Origin of the sequence: Segatella hominis (assembly GCF_019249725.2) — a bacterium.
In the GTDB taxonomy this organism is placed as follows: Bacteria; Bacteroidota; Bacteroidia; order Bacteroidales; family Bacteroidaceae; genus Prevotella.
In genome coordinates this window covers 1,713,048-1,728,920 of record NZ_CP137559.1, presented here as the reverse complement: position 1 = coordinate 1,728,920, position 15,873 = coordinate 1,713,048, and the positions used below count along the sequence as shown (strand labels likewise).

18 protein-coding genes are annotated in these 15,873 nt (G+C 44.3%); 10 read left to right on the top strand and 8 right to left on the bottom strand.

Annotated elements, in window-relative coordinates; genetic code table 11:
- Window positions 1-7: 7 nt before the first annotated feature.
- Window positions 8-2,542, bottom strand: a complete 2,535-nt coding sequence (locus KUA50_RS07195; RefSeq protein WP_218457711.1) for a TonB-dependent receptor — start codon at window positions 2,540-2,542, stop codon at window positions 8-10.
- A 192-nt stretch (window positions 2,543-2,734) separates the two neighbouring features.
- Between KUA50_RS07195 and KUA50_RS07190 the strand changes: the two genes are divergently transcribed.
- From KUA50_RS07190 to udk, 3 genes are all read left to right on the top strand, one after another.
- Complete coding sequence (locus KUA50_RS07190; protein ID WP_022110922.1) at window positions 2,735-3,784, top strand: endonuclease/exonuclease/phosphatase family protein; 1,050 nt, start codon at window positions 2,735-2,737, stop codon at window positions 3,782-3,784.
- 50 nt (window positions 3,785-3,834) lie between these two features.
- Complete coding sequence (locus tag KUA50_RS07185; protein WP_134842414.1) at window positions 3,835-4,404, top strand: uracil-DNA glycosylase family protein; 570 nt, start codon at window positions 3,835-3,837, stop codon at window positions 4,402-4,404.
- Window positions 4,405-4,476: 72 nt separating this feature from the next.
- Window positions 4,477-5,112, top strand: coding sequence for a uridine kinase (gene udk, locus KUA50_RS07180; RefSeq protein WP_218457712.1), 636 nt, complete (start codon window positions 4,477-4,479; stop codon window positions 5,110-5,112).
- Window positions 5,113-5,221: 109 nt separating this feature from the next.
- Here udk and KUA50_RS07175 read toward each other — a convergent pair whose 3' ends face one another.
- Window positions 5,222-5,983, bottom strand: coding sequence for an SDR family NAD(P)-dependent oxidoreductase (locus tag KUA50_RS07175; protein WP_022110925.1), 762 nt, complete (start codon window positions 5,981-5,983; stop codon window positions 5,222-5,224).
- Window positions 5,984-6,113: 130 nt separating this feature from the next.
- Window positions 6,114-6,647 (bottom strand): histidine phosphatase family protein, encoded by a 534-nt coding sequence (locus KUA50_RS07170; RefSeq protein WP_022110926.1) that lies wholly within the window; start codon window positions 6,645-6,647, stop codon window positions 6,114-6,116.
- A 113-nt stretch (window positions 6,648-6,760) separates the two neighbouring features.
- Here KUA50_RS07170 and KUA50_RS07165 point away from each other — a divergent pair, with 113 nt between their 5' ends.
- Window positions 6,761-7,426 carry an HdeD family acid-resistance protein gene (locus KUA50_RS07165; RefSeq protein ID WP_218457713.1) on the top strand — a complete coding sequence of 222 codons (666 nt, stop codon included), beginning with the start codon at window positions 6,761-6,763 and terminating at the stop codon, window positions 7,424-7,426.
- A 164-nt stretch (window positions 7,427-7,590) separates the two neighbouring features.
- Here the strand turns inward: KUA50_RS07165 and KUA50_RS07160 are convergent, their stop codons facing one another.
- From KUA50_RS07160 to KUA50_RS07140, 5 genes are all read right to left on the bottom strand, one after another.
- Window positions 7,591-8,217 carry a porin family protein gene (locus KUA50_RS07160; RefSeq protein WP_218457714.1) on the bottom strand — a complete coding sequence of 209 codons (627 nt, stop codon included), beginning with the start codon at window positions 8,215-8,217 and terminating at the stop codon, window positions 7,591-7,593.
- Between the two features lie 88 nt (window positions 8,218-8,305).
- Window positions 8,306-8,926, bottom strand: a complete 621-nt coding sequence (locus tag KUA50_RS07155; RefSeq protein ID WP_218457715.1) for a porin family protein — start codon at window positions 8,924-8,926, stop codon at window positions 8,306-8,308.
- Window positions 8,927-9,372: 446 nt separating this feature from the next.
- Window positions 9,373-9,792, bottom strand: a complete 420-nt coding sequence (locus KUA50_RS07150) for an RNA-binding S4 domain-containing protein (protein WP_118116442.1) — start codon at window positions 9,790-9,792, stop codon at window positions 9,373-9,375.
- Between the two features lies 1 nt (window position 9,793).
- Window positions 9,794-10,366 (bottom strand): aminoacyl-tRNA hydrolase, encoded by a 573-nt coding sequence (gene pth, locus KUA50_RS07145; protein ID WP_118116440.1) that lies wholly within the window; start codon window positions 10,364-10,366, stop codon window positions 9,794-9,796.
- A gap of 46 nt (window positions 10,367-10,412) precedes the next feature.
- The gene (locus KUA50_RS07140; protein WP_218457716.1) at window positions 10,413-11,021 is read right to left on the bottom strand and encodes a 50S ribosomal protein L25/general stress protein Ctc; all 609 of its coding nucleotides are present in this window, start codon (window positions 11,019-11,021) and stop codon (window positions 10,413-10,415) included.
- 287 nt (window positions 11,022-11,308) lie between these two features.
- Here KUA50_RS07140 and nusB point away from each other — a divergent pair, with 287 nt between their 5' ends.
- The 6 genes from nusB to KUA50_RS07110 all read left to right on the top strand — a co-directional run bounded on the left by nusB (window position 11,309) and on the right by KUA50_RS07110 (window position 15,795).
- Window positions 11,309-12,262 carry a transcription antitermination factor NusB gene (gene nusB / locus KUA50_RS07135; protein ID WP_022110932.1) on the top strand — a complete coding sequence of 318 codons (954 nt, stop codon included), beginning with the start codon at window positions 11,309-11,311 and terminating at the stop codon, window positions 12,260-12,262.
- Window positions 12,263-12,343: 81 nt separating this feature from the next.
- Window positions 12,344-12,655, top strand: a complete 312-nt coding sequence (gene yajC, locus KUA50_RS07130; RefSeq protein WP_218457717.1) for a preprotein translocase subunit YajC — start codon at window positions 12,344-12,346, stop codon at window positions 12,653-12,655.
- Between the two features lie 19 nt (window positions 12,656-12,674).
- On the top strand, window positions 12,675-13,628 hold the full coding sequence (locus KUA50_RS07125; RefSeq protein ID WP_318346076.1) for a CdaR family protein: 954 nt from the start codon (window positions 12,675-12,677) through the stop codon (window positions 13,626-13,628).
- A gap of 31 nt (window positions 13,629-13,659) precedes the next feature.
- The gene (gene coaE / locus KUA50_RS07120) at window positions 13,660-14,220 is read left to right on the top strand and encodes a dephospho-CoA kinase (protein WP_022110935.1); all 561 of its coding nucleotides are present in this window, start codon (window positions 13,660-13,662) and stop codon (window positions 14,218-14,220) included.
- Window positions 14,221-14,341: 121 nt separating this feature from the next.
- The gene (locus tag KUA50_RS07115) at window positions 14,342-14,794 is read left to right on the top strand and encodes a DUF5606 domain-containing protein (RefSeq protein ID WP_118116428.1); all 453 of its coding nucleotides are present in this window, start codon (window positions 14,342-14,344) and stop codon (window positions 14,792-14,794) included.
- A gap of 308 nt (window positions 14,795-15,102) precedes the next feature.
- A complete protein-coding gene (locus KUA50_RS07110; protein ID WP_118116426.1) occupies window positions 15,103-15,795 on the top strand; it encodes a queuosine precursor transporter in 693 nt (230 codons plus the stop codon).
- Window positions 15,796-15,873 lie beyond the last annotated feature (78 nt).

Below are 15,873 nucleotides of genomic sequence, written 5' to 3'. Positions count from 1 at the left end.
CTTTTTATTAGAATCTATAAGAAACCTGGAACATACCATTTGTTCCGAATACGTAATACTTCTTAGGGTTCTTGGAGAACTTGTAAACGCGCTCCTTGCTGCTATCACCATTACCTGAGAAATCGCTTCGGCTCTGCTCATAACCGCCAGATACGATCTTCTGGTTGTTCAGAATGTTGGTAATCATCAAGTTGAAGTTCAAGCTGCCGTGCTTCAAGCGTACGCTCTTACCGATGCTGCCGTCAACCATCCAGCCACCATGACCTTTAGACTGGTCTGTATAACCTGGCATCAGGTTGCCGAAGTTGTCGAATGCGTTGAGGCGAGATAACTCAGACTGGGTGCGGTAGATAGGTGCGTATGACAGGTAGATGCGGTCGTAGTAGTTGGCATTGAGGTCGATGAACCAGCCACCTGCATGATAGCTCAAGCCAAGGCTTCCTACGTTGAGAGGAGTTCCGCTCTCGCGCATACCTTTAATATATGTCATTTCAGTATTCAAGTCGCCTGTGACAGACTCAGAACGTGTAGTCTCAATATTCTTGAGGATTCTGTTGTCGCTCAAAGTACCGATAGCCTTGAAGTTGAGGAAAGATGTGAGTTTGAAGTCGAGACCCAATTCTACACCATAGTATTCCTTCTGCAAGCCAGGAAGACTGAAATATACGAACGAGTTGTCCATATCACTATAGAAGTTCTGCCACTCAGTAACATGGTCAAGACGGCTATAGTATGCATTCAGGTTGGCGTGCATCCATGAGTTCTGGTATTGGTAAGCGAACTCGCTGCTGAAGATATGCTCATCATGCAAATCTCTCACAAAGTCATTCTGAATCTCAGGAGATACGAATGCTGTGTTAGCCTTAGGTGGCTGCCACTCGTAGCCAACACCTAATTTGAACGCATGACCGCGACCGGCGTCGAAGCTGATGCTACCCTTGGCACCACCTTCGCCCATTCTGGCGATTCCGCTGTTGCCATAAGAGTTTTCAGCAGCCATACCATTGCGCATATAGCCATGACGGCGCATATTGGTCTGACCCAACTTAGCGCTGAACATAGTCTGGAATCTGCCTAATTCTGCAGTGTAAGATGTCCAGAGCAAGCCCTTCATCACTTCAATCTTGTAATCATAACCGAACTTGTCGCCTTCGTTGACTGGGGCGTTAGGACGGTTTAAGTCATACTGAACTCTTGGATCAGTAGCTGGATACTTTCCGAGAGCGTAATTATTGATGTTGTGGAAGAGAGAGCCGCCAAGCATATCCTCCAAAGTCTGGTAGTGACGGTTGCTGTTGCTGGCAAAGATGAAGCCGCTCACCAGTTTGGAGTTCTTGGTTACCTTTGCAGTAAGCGTAGATGACAAGGTGAGGTTCAAGTTGTCATTATGCTTAGCCTGGATGTAGTACATTGTTTCGTTGCCAGCCTTTGCTGCATTTTCGTTAGCATAGTAGAGGCGGTCCCAGTCAATCTGGCGGTTAGCCTTGCTTGCTGTCCAGAAATCGTATGAGTTCTTCCAGCTCTGCCATGTATTAGGGTTGTTGTTGACAGAAGAAGGATTCCAGATGTCATAGTAGCTGCTTGGCATGTTCTTCCAGTAATCTGGCTGTGGGTTCTCTGCATTGTTGTAGTTGAGCTTGGTGCTCTTGTACATAGAGTACTTGGCAAATGCAGAAGTTGTGAGTTTCAATTTATCATTGATGTCCCAGTCCCATGTTGCGATAGCAGAAGGAGAGAAGTCGTTGACAACGCGCGAATTGCGCTTGTGGCCGTTCTGATAACCCCAGTAAGGGTTGTAGTAACGGTCGTTGGCGAGCCAGTAAGCCTCGTCGGTAGAAGCACCCTGTGTAGAGCGCTCGGTAGGGTTGCCCCAGGTAGAGATACTCAGGGAGTGACCATTGTTCCACTTCTTCTGAACACCGATGTAGTAAGATAAAGCATTGTAGAATGTACCCTCCACATAACCACGGTTGGCCCATCGGTAGGTGAGACCGGCACTGAATGCCCAGCCACGGTCGTTGAAACCGCTGCTGTAAGTGTAGAGACCACGAAGTGTGTAATTTCTGTTGGCAGCAGCAACTGAGGCATACTGACCCACTTGCATGCTTCCGGCACGGAAGTCGTAGTTGTTGCTACCAGCCATGCCTGTCATAGAATAGTTGTTTCCTTCGAAAGGCAAAGCAAAATCTACATTTCTGGAGAAACGGTTCAAGCCACCGATGTTGGAGAAACGGAACTGACCGCTTTCCATGTCGTTGACAGGTGCTCCATTGATGTAAACCTCGTTATACTTTTGATTGAAGCTACGATAACGGTAACGCATAGGAGAGAAGAGGAATCCTGCCTCCGATGCATAAACGTTAGAGGTAGAGTTGAGAATGGTTACATTCTGAGACATGTCATCATCCTCACCCAACTGTGCTTCGGTGAATGTGAATGCGTTCTCGTCCAGGTTGGATGCAGCCTTTTGCTCAACATTCTGTGCAAAAGCCAGCGGACCATAACAGAGCGCAAGCATTGCTAATTTTACCTTTTGTTGCATAGTTTATAGTTTAATTACTAATAATGTCTGCAAAGTAACAAAATATTTTTTAAAATTAAAAGTTTTTTCGTTTAAATTTTGATTAAGTATGCGGTTTTTTCAAATAAAATGCCGATATTTGCATTCTGATAGCGAGTTTTCGCACATTTACTAACTTAAGATTTTTGATAATCTAAATAAAATAATAAATTTATGAAGAAAAATGTATTGATGTTTGCGGCCTTCTTGATAGTCAGCTTGGCTGCTTTTGCCCAAGGGCAGAAACGATTCAATCTCTATGCTGTAGGTTTTTATAACCAGGAGAATCTCTTCGATACTTGCCATGATGAGGGCAAGAATGATTACGAATATCTTCCTGCCAAGGGATGGAACGGAATGAAATATACCAATAAGTTGCGCAACATGGCCAAGGCGCTTGCCGACATGGGTACGGATAAGTTGCCTAAGGTGGGGTGTGCTTTCATCGGATTGTCAGAGGTGGAAAATCATAAAGTGCTGGACGACTTGATAGAGCAGGCTCCTCTGAAGGCCCGTAATATGAAATATTGTCATATAGAGGGTCCAGACCGTCGTGGCATTGATTGTGCTTTCCTCTACAATCCTTCTCTCTTCTCTGTGAAGAATGTAAAGTTAGTGCCTTATGTTCAGGAGAAGGCAAAGGACAGTGCTTATTATACTCGTGGTTTCCTCACTGTTCGTGGTGAAATGGCTGGTGAGGATGTGGCTGTCATCGTTTGTCACTGGCCAAGCCGTTTTTCTGGTCCGTTCTATCGGGAGTCGGGTGCCCGCCAAACCAAGGCTGTCAAGGATAGTCTGCTCCGCATCAACAAGGATATGAAGGTGTTTGTAATGGGCGATATGAATGATGATCCTACCAATAAGAGTATGCATGAGGTGTTGAGTGCCAAACCGGAGATCAGTCAGGTTGGACCAAACGATATGTACAATCCATGGTATAATATTTTGGCTAAGCAGGGTAAGGGCACCTTATTCTATAATGGCAACTGGAATCTCTTCGATCAGATTGTGATTACGCCAAACCTGCTCAACAAGGATGCTAAGAATAAGGATTTCTCTACATTGAAGTATTTTGCTCACCAGGTTTTCCGCCGCGATTATCTTATCCAGCAGGAAGGTCAGTACAAGGGTGCTCCGCTGCGCACTCAGGCTGGTGGCAGATGGCTCAATGGTTTCAGCGACCACTTGCCTGTAGTCATGTACCTGGTGAAGGAGGTGAAGTGATTTTTAAAGGTAAAAAGGTAAAAAAGTAAAAAGGTAAAAAAATAAAGAAAATGATAGAGAGTCATCCTTTCGAACCTTGGTTGCCCAAGAATGCGCATCTCCTGATGCTCGGTACTTTCCCGCCTTCACCCAAGCGCTGGTGCATTCCCTGGTATTATCCTAATTTTCAGAATGATATGTGGCGCATCTTTGGAATTATCTTTTTCGGAGATAAACTTCATTTCGTGGATGTAGAGCATAAGCAATACAGGCTGGAGGCTATCAAGGAATTTCTTGGAGAAAAGGGAGTTGCTCTCTTTGATACGGCGCAGAAAGTGATTCGTACCAAGAATACGGCTTCTGACAAGGATTTGAAAATCGTGGAACAGTCTGATCTGGATGGAATGCTGCGAGCTTTGCCGGAATGTAAAGCGGTGCTGACGGCAGGACAGTTGGCTACCAAGGTGTTTTCTGAACATTATGGTATTACTGAGACTCCTGCCATGGGAGGATACGTGGAGTTTTCTTTCGAGAATCGCACGTTGAGGCTCTATAGAATGCCAAGCAGCAGCCGGGCTTATCCTTTGGCAGTTGAGAAAAAAGCAGATTTCTACAAGAGAATGTTTGATGATATTCTTTGATTTCTGATGAGATCTCTGGGTTTATTCTATATATATAATGTACGCGTACAATAAATTAATATTAACGAATCTATGGAAAAAGATAAAATAACGATTATCGGTATTGCAGGAGGAACCGGTTCGGGCAAGACAACTGTGGTCAAGAAAATCGTGGATGCTTTGCCTCCTCATTATGTGGCTGTGGTTCCTCTGGATTCCTATTATAATGATACGACGGGAATGACGGATGAGGAGCGACATGCTATCAACTTCGATCATCCTGATGCTTTCGACTGGAAATTACTCCATAAGCAGTTGGCTGATTTGCGCAATGGAATTGCCATCGAACAGCCTACTTACAGTTATCTGAAATGTAATCGTGAGAAGGAAACGATCCATGTGGAACCGAAGCCGGTCATCATCATCGAGGGAATCATGACTTTGCTCAACAAGAAGCTGCGTGACCTGATGGACCTGAAGGTTTTCGTGGATGCTGACCCTGACGAACGACTCATCCGCAATATCCAGCGCGATACAATAGACAGAGGTCGTACGGTTTCGATGGTTGTGGACAGATATCTGAAGGTGCTGAAACCTATGCACGAGCAGTTTATCGAACCCACCAAGCGTTATGCAGACATCATCATTCCGCAGGGTGGTGAAAACGAGAAGGGTATCGGAATCCTTTGCAGTTATGTGACAGGATTGGTGGAGAAACTCGGCAAATAATCGTTCTCAGGCAAATTGTCTTAGCAATAAAAATCCTCGTTACGAATCGTTGTGTTCGTAGCGAGGATTTTCTATTTTATCGCAATCGTTTTCTGTTTGCGAGGATTTCTTAGTTGCGATGAATGACGGTGCCGTTTGCCTGATGGGTGGCCAGCACAAGTACTTCAGCTATCTGGACGTGTTCAGGAGCACTGGCTGCATAGAAAGCCACATCTGCCACATCATCACCATTGAGCGGTACGATTCCGTCGTAAACTCTGTCGGCACGGGCGTTGTCGCCATGGAAGCGGATGTTGGAGAAATTGGTTTCCACCAATCCTGGTTTTACATTGGTGACGCGCACTTTGGTGTGAGCCACGTCGATACGGAGTCCGTCTGTAATTGCCTTGACGGCAGCCTTGGTGGCACAATAAACATTGCCTCCTGCGTAAGCAGCATCACCGGCAACACTTCCGATATTGATAATGTGTCCATGATTTCTGCTGACCATTCCTGGCACGATGAGGCGGGTCATGGTGAGAAGTCCCTTGATATTGGTGTCTATCATCTGATCCCAATCCTCAAAGTCTCCCTCGTATTCTGGTTCCAGTCCACGAGCCAGACCAGCATTATTGATGAGTACGTCGATATTCTTCATGTGTGAAGGAATATAATCAACGGCTTTCTGGGCAGCTTCACGGTTGCGAACGTCAAAAGCCAATGCAAGGACCATAATGCCGTAAGCATTTTCGAGTTCTTTCTTGATGATTTCCAACTTGCCTGTGTTTCTTCCTGTAAGAATCAGGTCGTATCCGCCTTGGGCAAATCGGCGTGCACATGCTTCACCGATACCGCTGGTAGCTCCTGTAATCAAAGCGATTTTGTTTGCCATAAGAGAGGGTTTTATAAATGTTAAATGTGAAATGTTAAGTGTGAATATAGAATCTTCTTCATATAGGATATAGGGTATTCTATAGTTTGGATTCTTCTATATATATAATAAGGTGGGGAATAGAAGCAGATTATAAGATCAGAACTCTTACCTCTGCGTTTCCCATCTTTTCTATCTCGTTCATAGGGCGCTTGAAATAAACGCTCTGAATAGCCTTGTTGATAATGCCGTGTCCTACGGCAAGAATAGTTTTGTCGGGATAGGTCACCTTGAGCCAGGTGAGGAAATTCTGTGCGCGTGATTTCATCTTTTCGATAGATTCGATGTTGTCTGGCCAGTCTTTCGGATTTTTGGGAAGACTTGGGATGAACTTACCTGTGAAATCGCCCCAGTCGCGCTCCCGTATCAGTGGGGTTGTAATCATGGCTTGTTTCATGGATTTCTCGTCCTGAAAATGAGGTAGGGCGATTATCTCACAAGTCTGGATGCTGCGGTAGAGATCGCTGGATATGAATACATCGATGTGGTCATTGGCCATCTTGCGAGCTACTTCCTCAGCTTGGGCAATGCCGGTGGCGTTTAACTTGCCTGGTGTTTGTCCTTGCATAATCTGGGCTGCATTATCTACAGTCTCACCATGTCTAACTAAATACAATTTTGTCATAATATCCTTAATTTGCCAACAAAATTACAAAAAAAGTTGGATTTATCAAAGATAGTTTGTATTTTTGTAGAAGTTTTTTTAATAGTTTGTCGAATATTAATCTAAAAAGAAATATGAAAGTAATACATAGTTCATTTTTCCGTGCAATCTGTGCGATTATCGTAGGTGCACTTCTCATTCAGTATCGTGAACAGACGGTTACTTGGATTACCATAGCCATCGGTGTGTTGTTTTTCCTCTCGGGAGTCATTTCCATCGTTACCTATTTCAGTGCCAAGAGAAATTCGGGTAAAGTAGGTGTTGTTTATGATGCTAATGGAAAGCAGCTCACGGGGTTGACTCCTCATTTTCCTATTGTGGGAATAGGCAGTCTCTGTCTGGGTTTGATTTTGGCTCTGATGCCTAATACGTTCATCAACAGTCTGATGTTCATTCTTTCTGTCATTCTGATTATGGGCGCATTGACGCAGTTTATGAATCTTGCTACGGCTCGCAAGTTGGGACGTGTGGGAATTGTTTATTGGATTTTTCCTTCCATCATTCTCCTGATTGGTTTGCTTGCTGTCATCAAACCTTCAGCCATAGCCTCTGCTCCGCTCTTCATCATCGGCTGGACCATGCTTATCTATGGTGTTGTGGAATGTATCAATGCATTCAAGATTGCCAACAATAAGCGGAAATGGACGAAGGCAGAAGAAGTGAGTTCTTTTACGATGGGAACAATGGACGAAGGAACTTATATTGAGGAAATCAAGGAGGAAGAAGAGAAGAAAGAGTGATAGTATCGGTATGACAAAAGTGATGCAATCATTATGAAAAAGAATGATAGTCTTGGTATGAGAATAATAAAAGAATCCCCAATAGTTTTACGGAATGGAAAACTATTGGGGATTTTCTATATACTTTTGTTAAGCAAGGCTTCTTGCTTACTATCTGATGGCTTTTATAATTGGAACTTATAGCCCAAGGTAAACTGAAAGACGGAGTGTCTGTCGTCTGATCTCATCTTGATGCCTTCGTTCTCAATGTAACCGTCAGCGACCTTTGTGACACCGAGATTGTAGCGAGCATCAATGACGAGTCCATTATATTCGTACGACAAACCGATAGGGATGGAGAAGTCAACGGTGTTGATTTTGTAGTTGGTGTCAGCTTGCTTGAAAGCCTCGTCTATGTCAACGCTGATACCGCCAACGCTAACTTTCTTATTGATACAGAAACCTGGTTGGATGCCGGCTTTCAGTGCCAAACCTTTGACAACATAGACGTTGGCGAGGATAGGGATGTTGATGTAGTCGAGTTTGAGGGTTCCGTTGTATTCGTCAAAGTCGCTCTTAGCACCTTGCATAGAGTACATCAAAGCTCCAGTGATAGCGAACTTTTTGGTGGCTTGGTAACCGAGTTCAGCTCCACCTGTGAAACCGATTCTTGAAGTGGCGTTGTCCTCGTCGGTGAGGCAGGCGATATTCAAACCTACCTTAGGTTGTAATGTGACAGAACCAACGGCGCTTTGAGCAAATGTACCGAGTGAAAACACTGCCATAGCGGCTGAAAGAAATAGCTTTTTCATAAAACTGCTTTTTAGTGTGAATAAATTATAAAAAGAACCCATAGGTACTCTTGCAAGAACCTATGGGTTTATGCTTTTTGTTAGATTTTTAGAGCTTGAACTTGTAACCAAGTGTCAACTGGAATACAGAGTGGTTACCATCACCCTCATCGAAAACCTTGGTGCAACCGATGTTATAACGTGCATCCAGGCAGAAACCCTGATATTCGTATGAGATACCTACAGGGATAGAGAAGTCGAAAGACTTAACACCATCAATTGTCTGGTAACCTGTGTCTCCCTTGTAACCTGCAATGCTACCCTCTAACTTTTGCTTGTGTGTCAAGTTGAATGCTGGCTGAACACCTGCCTTGAGAGCGAGACCTGGCGCAACGTAGATGTTTGCTAAAATAGGAATGTTGAGATAGTCAGTCTTGAGTGTAGCTTTTGCGTTGGCAATTTCTGTATCTTCATAAGAAAGATTGCCAGACCATTTTGCACCTTGCATGGAATAAAGCAAACCTGCGCTGATACCTACTAATGGAGATACGTGGTACTCAGCCTCAAGACCACCAACGAAACCTGCCTTGTAATCTGCGTCGTTGTCGCCTGTGATAGAAGTACAGTTCAAACCAACTTTTGGCTGGAGAGTGAAATCACCTGCTGAATACTGTGCGAAAGCACCTACTGAAGACAGCACGAGAGCTGCCATTGCAATAATCTTTTTCATAATCTCTAATCTAAATTTAGTTAATACTATTTGTTTACTTTTTACTTTATATATTAGAATTCTACTATATTTGCTAATAGAGGCAGACGGGGGAGCGTTTTGCTGATCCATCTTTTCTGTTGATATGGAAAGCATATTTGCAGGCCGTTTGTTTCTGTTAGCGAGGGCAAAGGTATAGTAAAAAACAATAGGATGCAAACTTTTGGATGAGTTTTTTGCAATTTAAGGTAAAATATTTCCTCTTTCTTCCCATTTGGAATACTATGGCGTATATATTTGGAATATAGATACGAAAAATCTCCCACAACTTGAAGAAAGTCAAAGTTGTGGGAGATTTAAATATGAGGATATCCTACAGTTTGAATTTATAACCGAAAGTCAGAGAGAATACCTCGTGCTTGGATTTGTCGCTATAGTCTCTGTTGTCGTCGCAGAAAACGCAACTTTTATTCCTCTTCCTCCCAGTCTTCGTCTTCAAATCCGAACATGGCTGGGTCCACGAAAGCATCCAGCGCACGTCGTTCCTTCTTAGTAGGACGACCTGTACCTCTGGCTCTGTCCACGAAACCGCTGATGCGGCTCATTTCCAGCAGTTCATACTGCTTAGGGTCGGTTACATTCTTATAGACAGCAAAGAGCATTTTAGCACCAACTCGTTGCTCAATGCAGTCGAGCACTTCAAAAGAGTAGGTGATAGGCGCCTTTTTCACGCTGACCACATCTCCTCTCTTGATCATGTAGGATGGTTTTCTGTTTACGCCGCCCACGGTGACGCGCCCATTCTTGCAGGCATCAGCCGCAATACTGCGTGTCTTGTAGATTCTGGCAGCCCAGAGCCATTTGTCTATTCTTGCTGTTTCTTTCATTTCATTTTTTTCCTAACTTGTTGTATTGATTCATTGTAATGTCAATACCTTGTAGGACGAAGCTTTTGATGATGTCCACACCGAGGTCGATGGCAGGTTGCAGTTCCTTCATGTCTTCCTCTGTGTATTTTCCGAGCACCCAGTCCACCTGTCCTCCGCGTGGATATTCGTTTCCGATGCCCATGCGCAGTCGGGCGTAGTTCTGTCCGATAAGCTGCTGGATGTGTCCCAGTCCGTTGTGTCCGCCGTTGCTTCCGTTGGCTTTCAGTCTGAAAGCGCCGAGCGGCAGAGCCAGTTCATCGCTGATGACGAGCAGCCTCTTCTGATCTATCTTCTCCTGATTGAGCCAGTATCTTACGGCGTTGCCGCTGAGGTTCATGAAGGTGGTAGGTTTCAGAAGGAACACCTTACGTCCCTTGATGGAAGTTTCGGCCACGAATCCGTAACGCTTATCCTCAAAATGAATATTGGACGCTTTAGCAAAAGCGTCCAATACCATAAATCCCGTGTTGTGTCTTGTTCCTGCGTATTCATCGCCTGGGTTGCCAAGACCACAAATCAAATATTTATCCAATTTGAAAAATCTAAATGTGTTTAAATTTACGGGTTGTCAATCAAGATTACTCAGCAGCAGCGTCATCAGCCTGCTGTGCAGCGAGCTGAGCGTTACGTGTCATCTTGATAGAGCAAACTACAACAGCCTTGCTTGTAGCCAACTCAAGACCCTCGAATGAAAGGTCACCTACCTTGATGCTCTTACCGATCTTCAAAGCAGTAACGTCAATATCGAGGTGCTCAGGAATTACCTGGTAAGGAGCTGTTACGTTGATCTTACGGATAGAAAGGTTCATACGACCACCATCACGAACACCCTGTGCGAGACCTACCAACTTCACTGGAATACCGATAGTGATAGGCTTCTTGTCGTTCACCTCGTAGAAGTCAACGTGCAAAGGAGCGTCTGTAGTTGGGTGGAACTGGATCTCCTTCATAATAGCTGTGTGGCTCTCACCGTCGATGATGAGGTTGATAACATATACGTGAGGAGTGTAGATAACCTTACGCAACTCAGCGAAAGGAACAGCGAATGACAATGCCTCTGGAGCACCGTTCTCACCCTTCTTCTCACCATACAAGTTACAAGGAATAAAACCTTCCTTACGCAATGACTTAGAAGCTTTCTTGCCAAGGTCTGTACGCTTCTGACCTGTTACATTAATCTCTTTCATTTGTGTTACTCTAAATTAAGTATTAATAATTAGTGCCTTAACTCGCCATCACACGGATAAGCTTTGCAAAAGCGGGTGCAAAATTACAACAAATATTTGAAATAAGCAAATTTATGAAGAAAAAAATGCTAAAAAGTAATTCTTTGAGGACTCAGAAGGGGGTAAACGGGCTTTCTATCCTTAAAAAAGTAGAAAATATCCACTGGTTTCTTGCATGTTCCATATAAAATATGTATTTTTGCCGTGTCAAATAACGACAGTAATATAAACCTTTAAATTATTAGAGAATGATTAATAGGGATTTAATTAGAAGAAAGATTGTACAGTTAACCTATGCGTACTATCAAAACGGCAATCACAACATGGATAATGCTGAGAAGGAATTGTTGTTTAGTCTTTCTAAAGCGTACGACTTGTATAACTACATGTTGCAACTCATTGTGGCTGTCACTAAAGAGGCTCGCAAGCGTTACGACGTGGAGTTGGCTCGTGCTCAGCGTGAAGGGGCAGAGGCTCCATCGCAGAAATTTGCGTTCAATCGTTTTGCTGTTCAGTTGGAAGAAAACAAAATGTTGGGTGATTGGATTGATGCGAAACATTCTTCATGGGATGATGACATTGAATTCGTGCGCAAGCTCTACACTAACATTACAGCCAGCGAGGCTTTTCAGGAGTACATGGCTTCAGAGGAAGACAACTATGAGGCAGACCGTGAGGCTTGGCGTAAGTTCTACAAGAATTTTGTGATGAACAATGATGAGCTGGATGCTCTTCTGGAGGAAAAGAGCCTCTATTGGAATGATGACAAAGAAGTGGTTGACACATTCGTGCTCAAGACCATCAAGCGTTTCGAGCAGGAGAATAAGGCCGACCAGGAACTTCTTCCTGAATATAAAGATTTGGAGGATCGTGACTTTGCCCGTAAGCTGTTCCGTTCTACCATCCTCAATTGCGACCAGTATCAGCGCTATATGAGTGATGCTTCCCGCAACTGGGATTTCTCCCGTCTGGCTTACATGGATGTGGTTATCATGCAGATTGCCATTGCAGAGATGGTCAATTTCCCAAATATTCCTGCTTCTGTCACTATCAATGAATATGTTGACTTGGCCAAGGTGTATAGTACTCCTCGAAGCGGCGGATATGTGAACGGAATGCTCGACAATATCGGCAGATTCCTCATCGACCGTGGTATCATTGCCAAGGAATTGCCTCCTCGCAAGGAACATCACAGAAGATAAAGTTCCGTAATGAAAACAGACTGAGGTCGATAGACTGAAGTTGAAAAAAGAATATTAATAACATTTTAAATAATAGCAACTATGAATTTATTATTGGTAGCACAAGGTGGTGGTGGTAATATAAGCTTCCTCGTTATGATGGTAGCAATTTTTGTTATCATGTGGTTTTTCATGATTCGTCCTCAGCAGAAGAAGCAGAAGGAAATCCGCAAATTCCAGAACTCTCTGCAGGAAGGTTCTAAGGTTGTTACTGGCGGTGGTGTTTATGGCACCGTTAAGCGTATCAACTTGGAGCAGAATACTGTAGATGTTGAGATTGCTCGTGGCGTAGTAATCACTGTAGCTAAGGGCTACGTGTTTGCTGATGCTACTGCTCAGACTCCAAATGCATAATATAGGAAAAATATGGCAAGTGATTAGAAACTTTTTGTTCAGTGCGCTGAACAAGGAGTTTCTGATTTTTTTGTTCTTTCTCTTTCTCAGCGGTGCTTTCTGGCTGATGATGGTGCTCAATGAGACTTATGAGGAAGAATTAGAGGTGCCTGTGCGCCTTGTCAATGTGCCTCGTAATGCCGTTGTGACCGACGAACCTGCTGATACTGTGCGGGTTATGGTGAGGGATAAGGGTTTTACATTGGTTACCTACAAATATGGCAAATGGTTTAAGCCGCTCTCGTTCAAGTTTGCTACTTATGCAGATGAGGATCAGGGGCACGGCGTGATTCCGAATGCCGACATGGTGAAGCAGGTGCAGAGCCAGCTCTATGGCTCCAGCAAACTTCTGTCAGTAAAGCCTGAAAAGCTGGATTTCTATTTCACATATGGTGCTTCCAAGCAGGTTCCTGTCAAGTTCAGGGGAAGGATTACGACGAGCAAGACTTATTATCTGGCTCATACGGAATTTCTGCCGGGTACGGTGACGGTTTATGCCAACAAGAAGCGGCTCGACCAGTTGCGCTATGTGGAGATAGAACCATTCAACTATCGCAACTTGCAGGATACGATCCACAAGACGGTGCACTTACAGAAGATTGTGGGCGTCAAGATCGTTCCGAATGCGGTGCGCCTTTCAGTCTATCCTGATGTTCTGACCGAAGAGACAATCGATGTTCCGATTACGGCCATCAATATGCCTCTGGGCATGGTGCTCCGCACATTCCCGTCTCGTGTCACCGTCAGATTTACGATAGGTGCCAGCCTGTTCAGAACTGTCAGTGCCGACCAGTTCAAGGTGGTTGTCGATTACAACGATCTGTCTTCCAATCCGGCTGATAAGTGTACGCTCCAGCTGCGCAGTGTGCCACGAACCGTGAGCAAGGCAAGGCTTGATGTGGAGAAGGTGGATTATCTGCTTGAACAGCAATAGGGAATAGGAGGATCTATAAAAGTAGAATCTGATGAAAATAGCTATTACAGGAGGAATCGGAAGCGGCAAGAGCTTTGTTTGCAGAGAACTTGCCAAGCGTGGAATCGAGGTTTACGACTGCGATGCTGCGGCCAAAAGGCTGATGCGTAGCGATGAGCAGTTGCAGGCTGCACTAAAGCTGCTTGTGGGCAATGAGGTCTATGCGGACGGAGTGCTTCAGAAACCAGTTCTCGCTCAGTTTCTTTTGGCGAGTGAGACCAACAAACTGGCAGTCAATGATGTGGTTCATCCTGCTGTGGCTCGCGATTTCGAACAGAGCGGAAAGAACTGGCTGGAAAGCGCCATTCTCTTTGACAGTGGTTTTGTTCATCGCACCCGTTTCGACTATGTGGTCTGCGTGACGGCTCCACAGGAAGTCCGTCTGCAGCGGATTATGCAGCGCGATCAGATTTCCCGCCAGAAAGCAGAGGAATGGATAAATGCCCAGTTGCCTCAGGCTGATGTCGTTTTGCAGAGTGATTTTGAAATCAGAAATGATGGAAAGGAAGATTTGAATCTGCAGATTGACAGACTCCTGAATCAGGTGAAATAGGACTTCTGCTGAGAAGCGATAGGAGTTTTCTTCCTTCGAATGAAAGAGGGGAGAATTTCTTCTTTGAAAAATAAAAGGAAAAAGTAAACAAAGAAATAATAAATAAGAAATAAAAAGAACAATGGAAACAATTCTTTCAATTGCAGGTAAGCCAGGCCTTTATAAACTGGTATCTCGTGGAAACAGAAACCTCATCGTGGAGACTATTGATGAGACTCACAGACGTATTCCAGCTTTCGCTACAGACCGTGTAACAAGTCTTGGCGACATCGCTATGTACACAGATGCTGATGAAATCGCCCTCTGGGAGGTTTTGGAGAGTGTAGGCAAGAAGGAGAACAGTCAGGTAAGCAGCCTTAACTATAAGAAGTGCTCTGCTCAGGAACTTCACGACTATTTCGCAGAGGTTTTGCCTAACTACGACCGTGACCGTGTACACGATAGCGACATCAAGAAGTTGCTCCAGTGGTACAATATCCTCGTGAAGAACGGCATTACTGATTTCAAGGCAACTTTGGCTCCAACAGATGGCGACAATGTAGATGATCGTCAGGAGGAAGCAGCTGCTGAGTAATCCCTATACATTATTATATATATAAGAGGGTGTGTTATAAGTCACATTCAGTGCGCCCGAAAAATGTCCCACAGATATTACAGATGTTCACAGATTTATTTTTTTTGTTTCAAAAAATCTGTGTAAATCTGTGAAATCTGTGGGACTATGTATTTTAGCAATTTCAAAAATCCTACATTTCTATGCTAAAATTTGGAGAATTCAGGAAAAAATTGTAATTTTGCAGCCGCTTTTGCATGGTGAACAGATTTCCACCTTGTCAGGAGCAAAATCTGAGTGCTTGGTAAACCTCGTAAAAAACAAGAAAAATGGAAAAGAAAACAACTCAAGTGAGTGTGCTGTTTATGCTTTTCAGCATCCTCTTTTGCGTTTGTCTGATTGCGGCAAACGTGCTCGAAACAAAGCAAATCGCCTTCGGGCCAGTATCTCTGACCGGTGGACTCATTGTATTCCCAGTGAGCTACATTATCAATGATGTCGTTTGTGAAGTGTGGGGTTATCAGAAAGCCCGCCTGCTGATATGGACAGGTTTTGCCATGAATTTCTTCTTCGTGGCTCTCGGTGCCATCTGTGATGTGATTCCTGCAGCACCTTATTGGACCAATGATGCTGGTTTCCACGCCATTTTCGGTCTGGCTCCACGCATCGCTGCCGCTTCCTTCGTAGCCTTCATCGTAGGTTCATTTGCCAATGCCTATGTGATGAGTGTGATGAAGATTCGTGATGGTGGCAAGCATTTCTCAGCCCGTGCTATTCTCAGTACCGTGGCAGGAGAGAGTTGCGACAGTATCATCTTCTTCCCATTGGCATTGGGAGGCGTAGTTCCTGCTTCTGAGTTGCCTTGGCTCATGCTCTGGCAGGTTATTCTCAAGACAGTATATGAAATCATCGTGTTGCCTGTAACCATCCGTGTGGTCAAGGCCATCAAGAAGCATGAGGGTGAGGATGTTTATGACAACAACATCTCTTATAATGTCTTCAAGATATTCAGTCTCAACTAATTACGTAATTCACAAATAAAAATTTACCAAGACAGTGGATAGAAAACAAGATGGTTTGCAGGCTCTCGGAGCCAAAAC

What these genes read in the sequence shown, in the direction of transcription:
- udk (WP_218457712.1), top strand. Translation starts at nt 4,477, where the DNA reads ATGGAAAAAGATAAAATAACGATTATCGGTATTGCAGGAGGAACCGGT.
- KUA50_RS07150 (WP_118116442.1), bottom strand. Translation starts at nt 9,792, where the DNA reads ATGAAAGAAACAGCAAGAATAGACAAATGGCTCTGGGCTGCCAGAATC.
- KUA50_RS07140 (WP_218457716.1), bottom strand. Translation starts at nt 11,021, where the DNA reads ATGAAAGAGATTAATGTAACAGGTCAGAAGCGTACAGACCTTGGCAAG.
- KUA50_RS07185 (WP_134842414.1), top strand. Translation starts at nt 3,835, where the DNA reads ATGATAGAGAGTCATCCTTTCGAACCTTGGTTGCCCAAGAATGCGCAT.
- KUA50_RS07160 (WP_218457714.1), bottom strand. Translation starts at nt 8,217, where the DNA reads ATGAAAAAGCTATTTCTTTCAGCCGCTATGGCAGTGTTTTCACTCGGT.
- KUA50_RS07195 (WP_218457711.1), bottom strand. Translation starts at nt 2,542, where the DNA reads ATGCAACAAAAGGTAAAATTAGCAATGCTTGCGCTCTGTTATGGTCCG.
- coaE (WP_022110935.1), top strand. Translation starts at nt 13,660, where the DNA reads ATGAAAATAGCTATTACAGGAGGAATCGGAAGCGGCAAGAGCTTTGTT.
- yajC (WP_218457717.1), top strand. Translation starts at nt 12,344, where the DNA reads ATGAATTTATTATTGGTAGCACAAGGTGGTGGTGGTAATATAAGCTTC.
- KUA50_RS07175 (WP_022110925.1), bottom strand. Translation starts at nt 5,983, where the DNA reads ATGGCAAACAAAATCGCTTTGATTACAGGAGCTACCAGCGGTATCGGT.
- KUA50_RS07170 (WP_022110926.1), bottom strand. Translation starts at nt 6,647, where the DNA reads ATGACAAAATTGTATTTAGTTAGACATGGTGAGACTGTAGATAATGCA.
- KUA50_RS07110 (WP_118116426.1), top strand. Translation starts at nt 15,103, where the DNA reads ATGGAAAAGAAAACAACTCAAGTGAGTGTGCTGTTTATGCTTTTCAGC.
- KUA50_RS07190 (WP_022110922.1), top strand. Translation starts at nt 2,735, where the DNA reads ATGAAGAAAAATGTATTGATGTTTGCGGCCTTCTTGATAGTCAGCTTG.
- KUA50_RS07165 (WP_218457713.1), top strand. Translation starts at nt 6,761, where the DNA reads ATGAAAGTAATACATAGTTCATTTTTCCGTGCAATCTGTGCGATTATC.
- nusB (WP_022110932.1), top strand. Translation starts at nt 11,309, where the DNA reads ATGATTAATAGGGATTTAATTAGAAGAAAGATTGTACAGTTAACCTAT.
- KUA50_RS07155 (WP_218457715.1), bottom strand. Translation starts at nt 8,926, where the DNA reads ATGAAAAAGATTATTGCAATGGCAGCTCTCGTGCTGTCTTCAGTAGGT.
- KUA50_RS07115 (WP_118116428.1), top strand. Translation starts at nt 14,342, where the DNA reads ATGGAAACAATTCTTTCAATTGCAGGTAAGCCAGGCCTTTATAAACTG.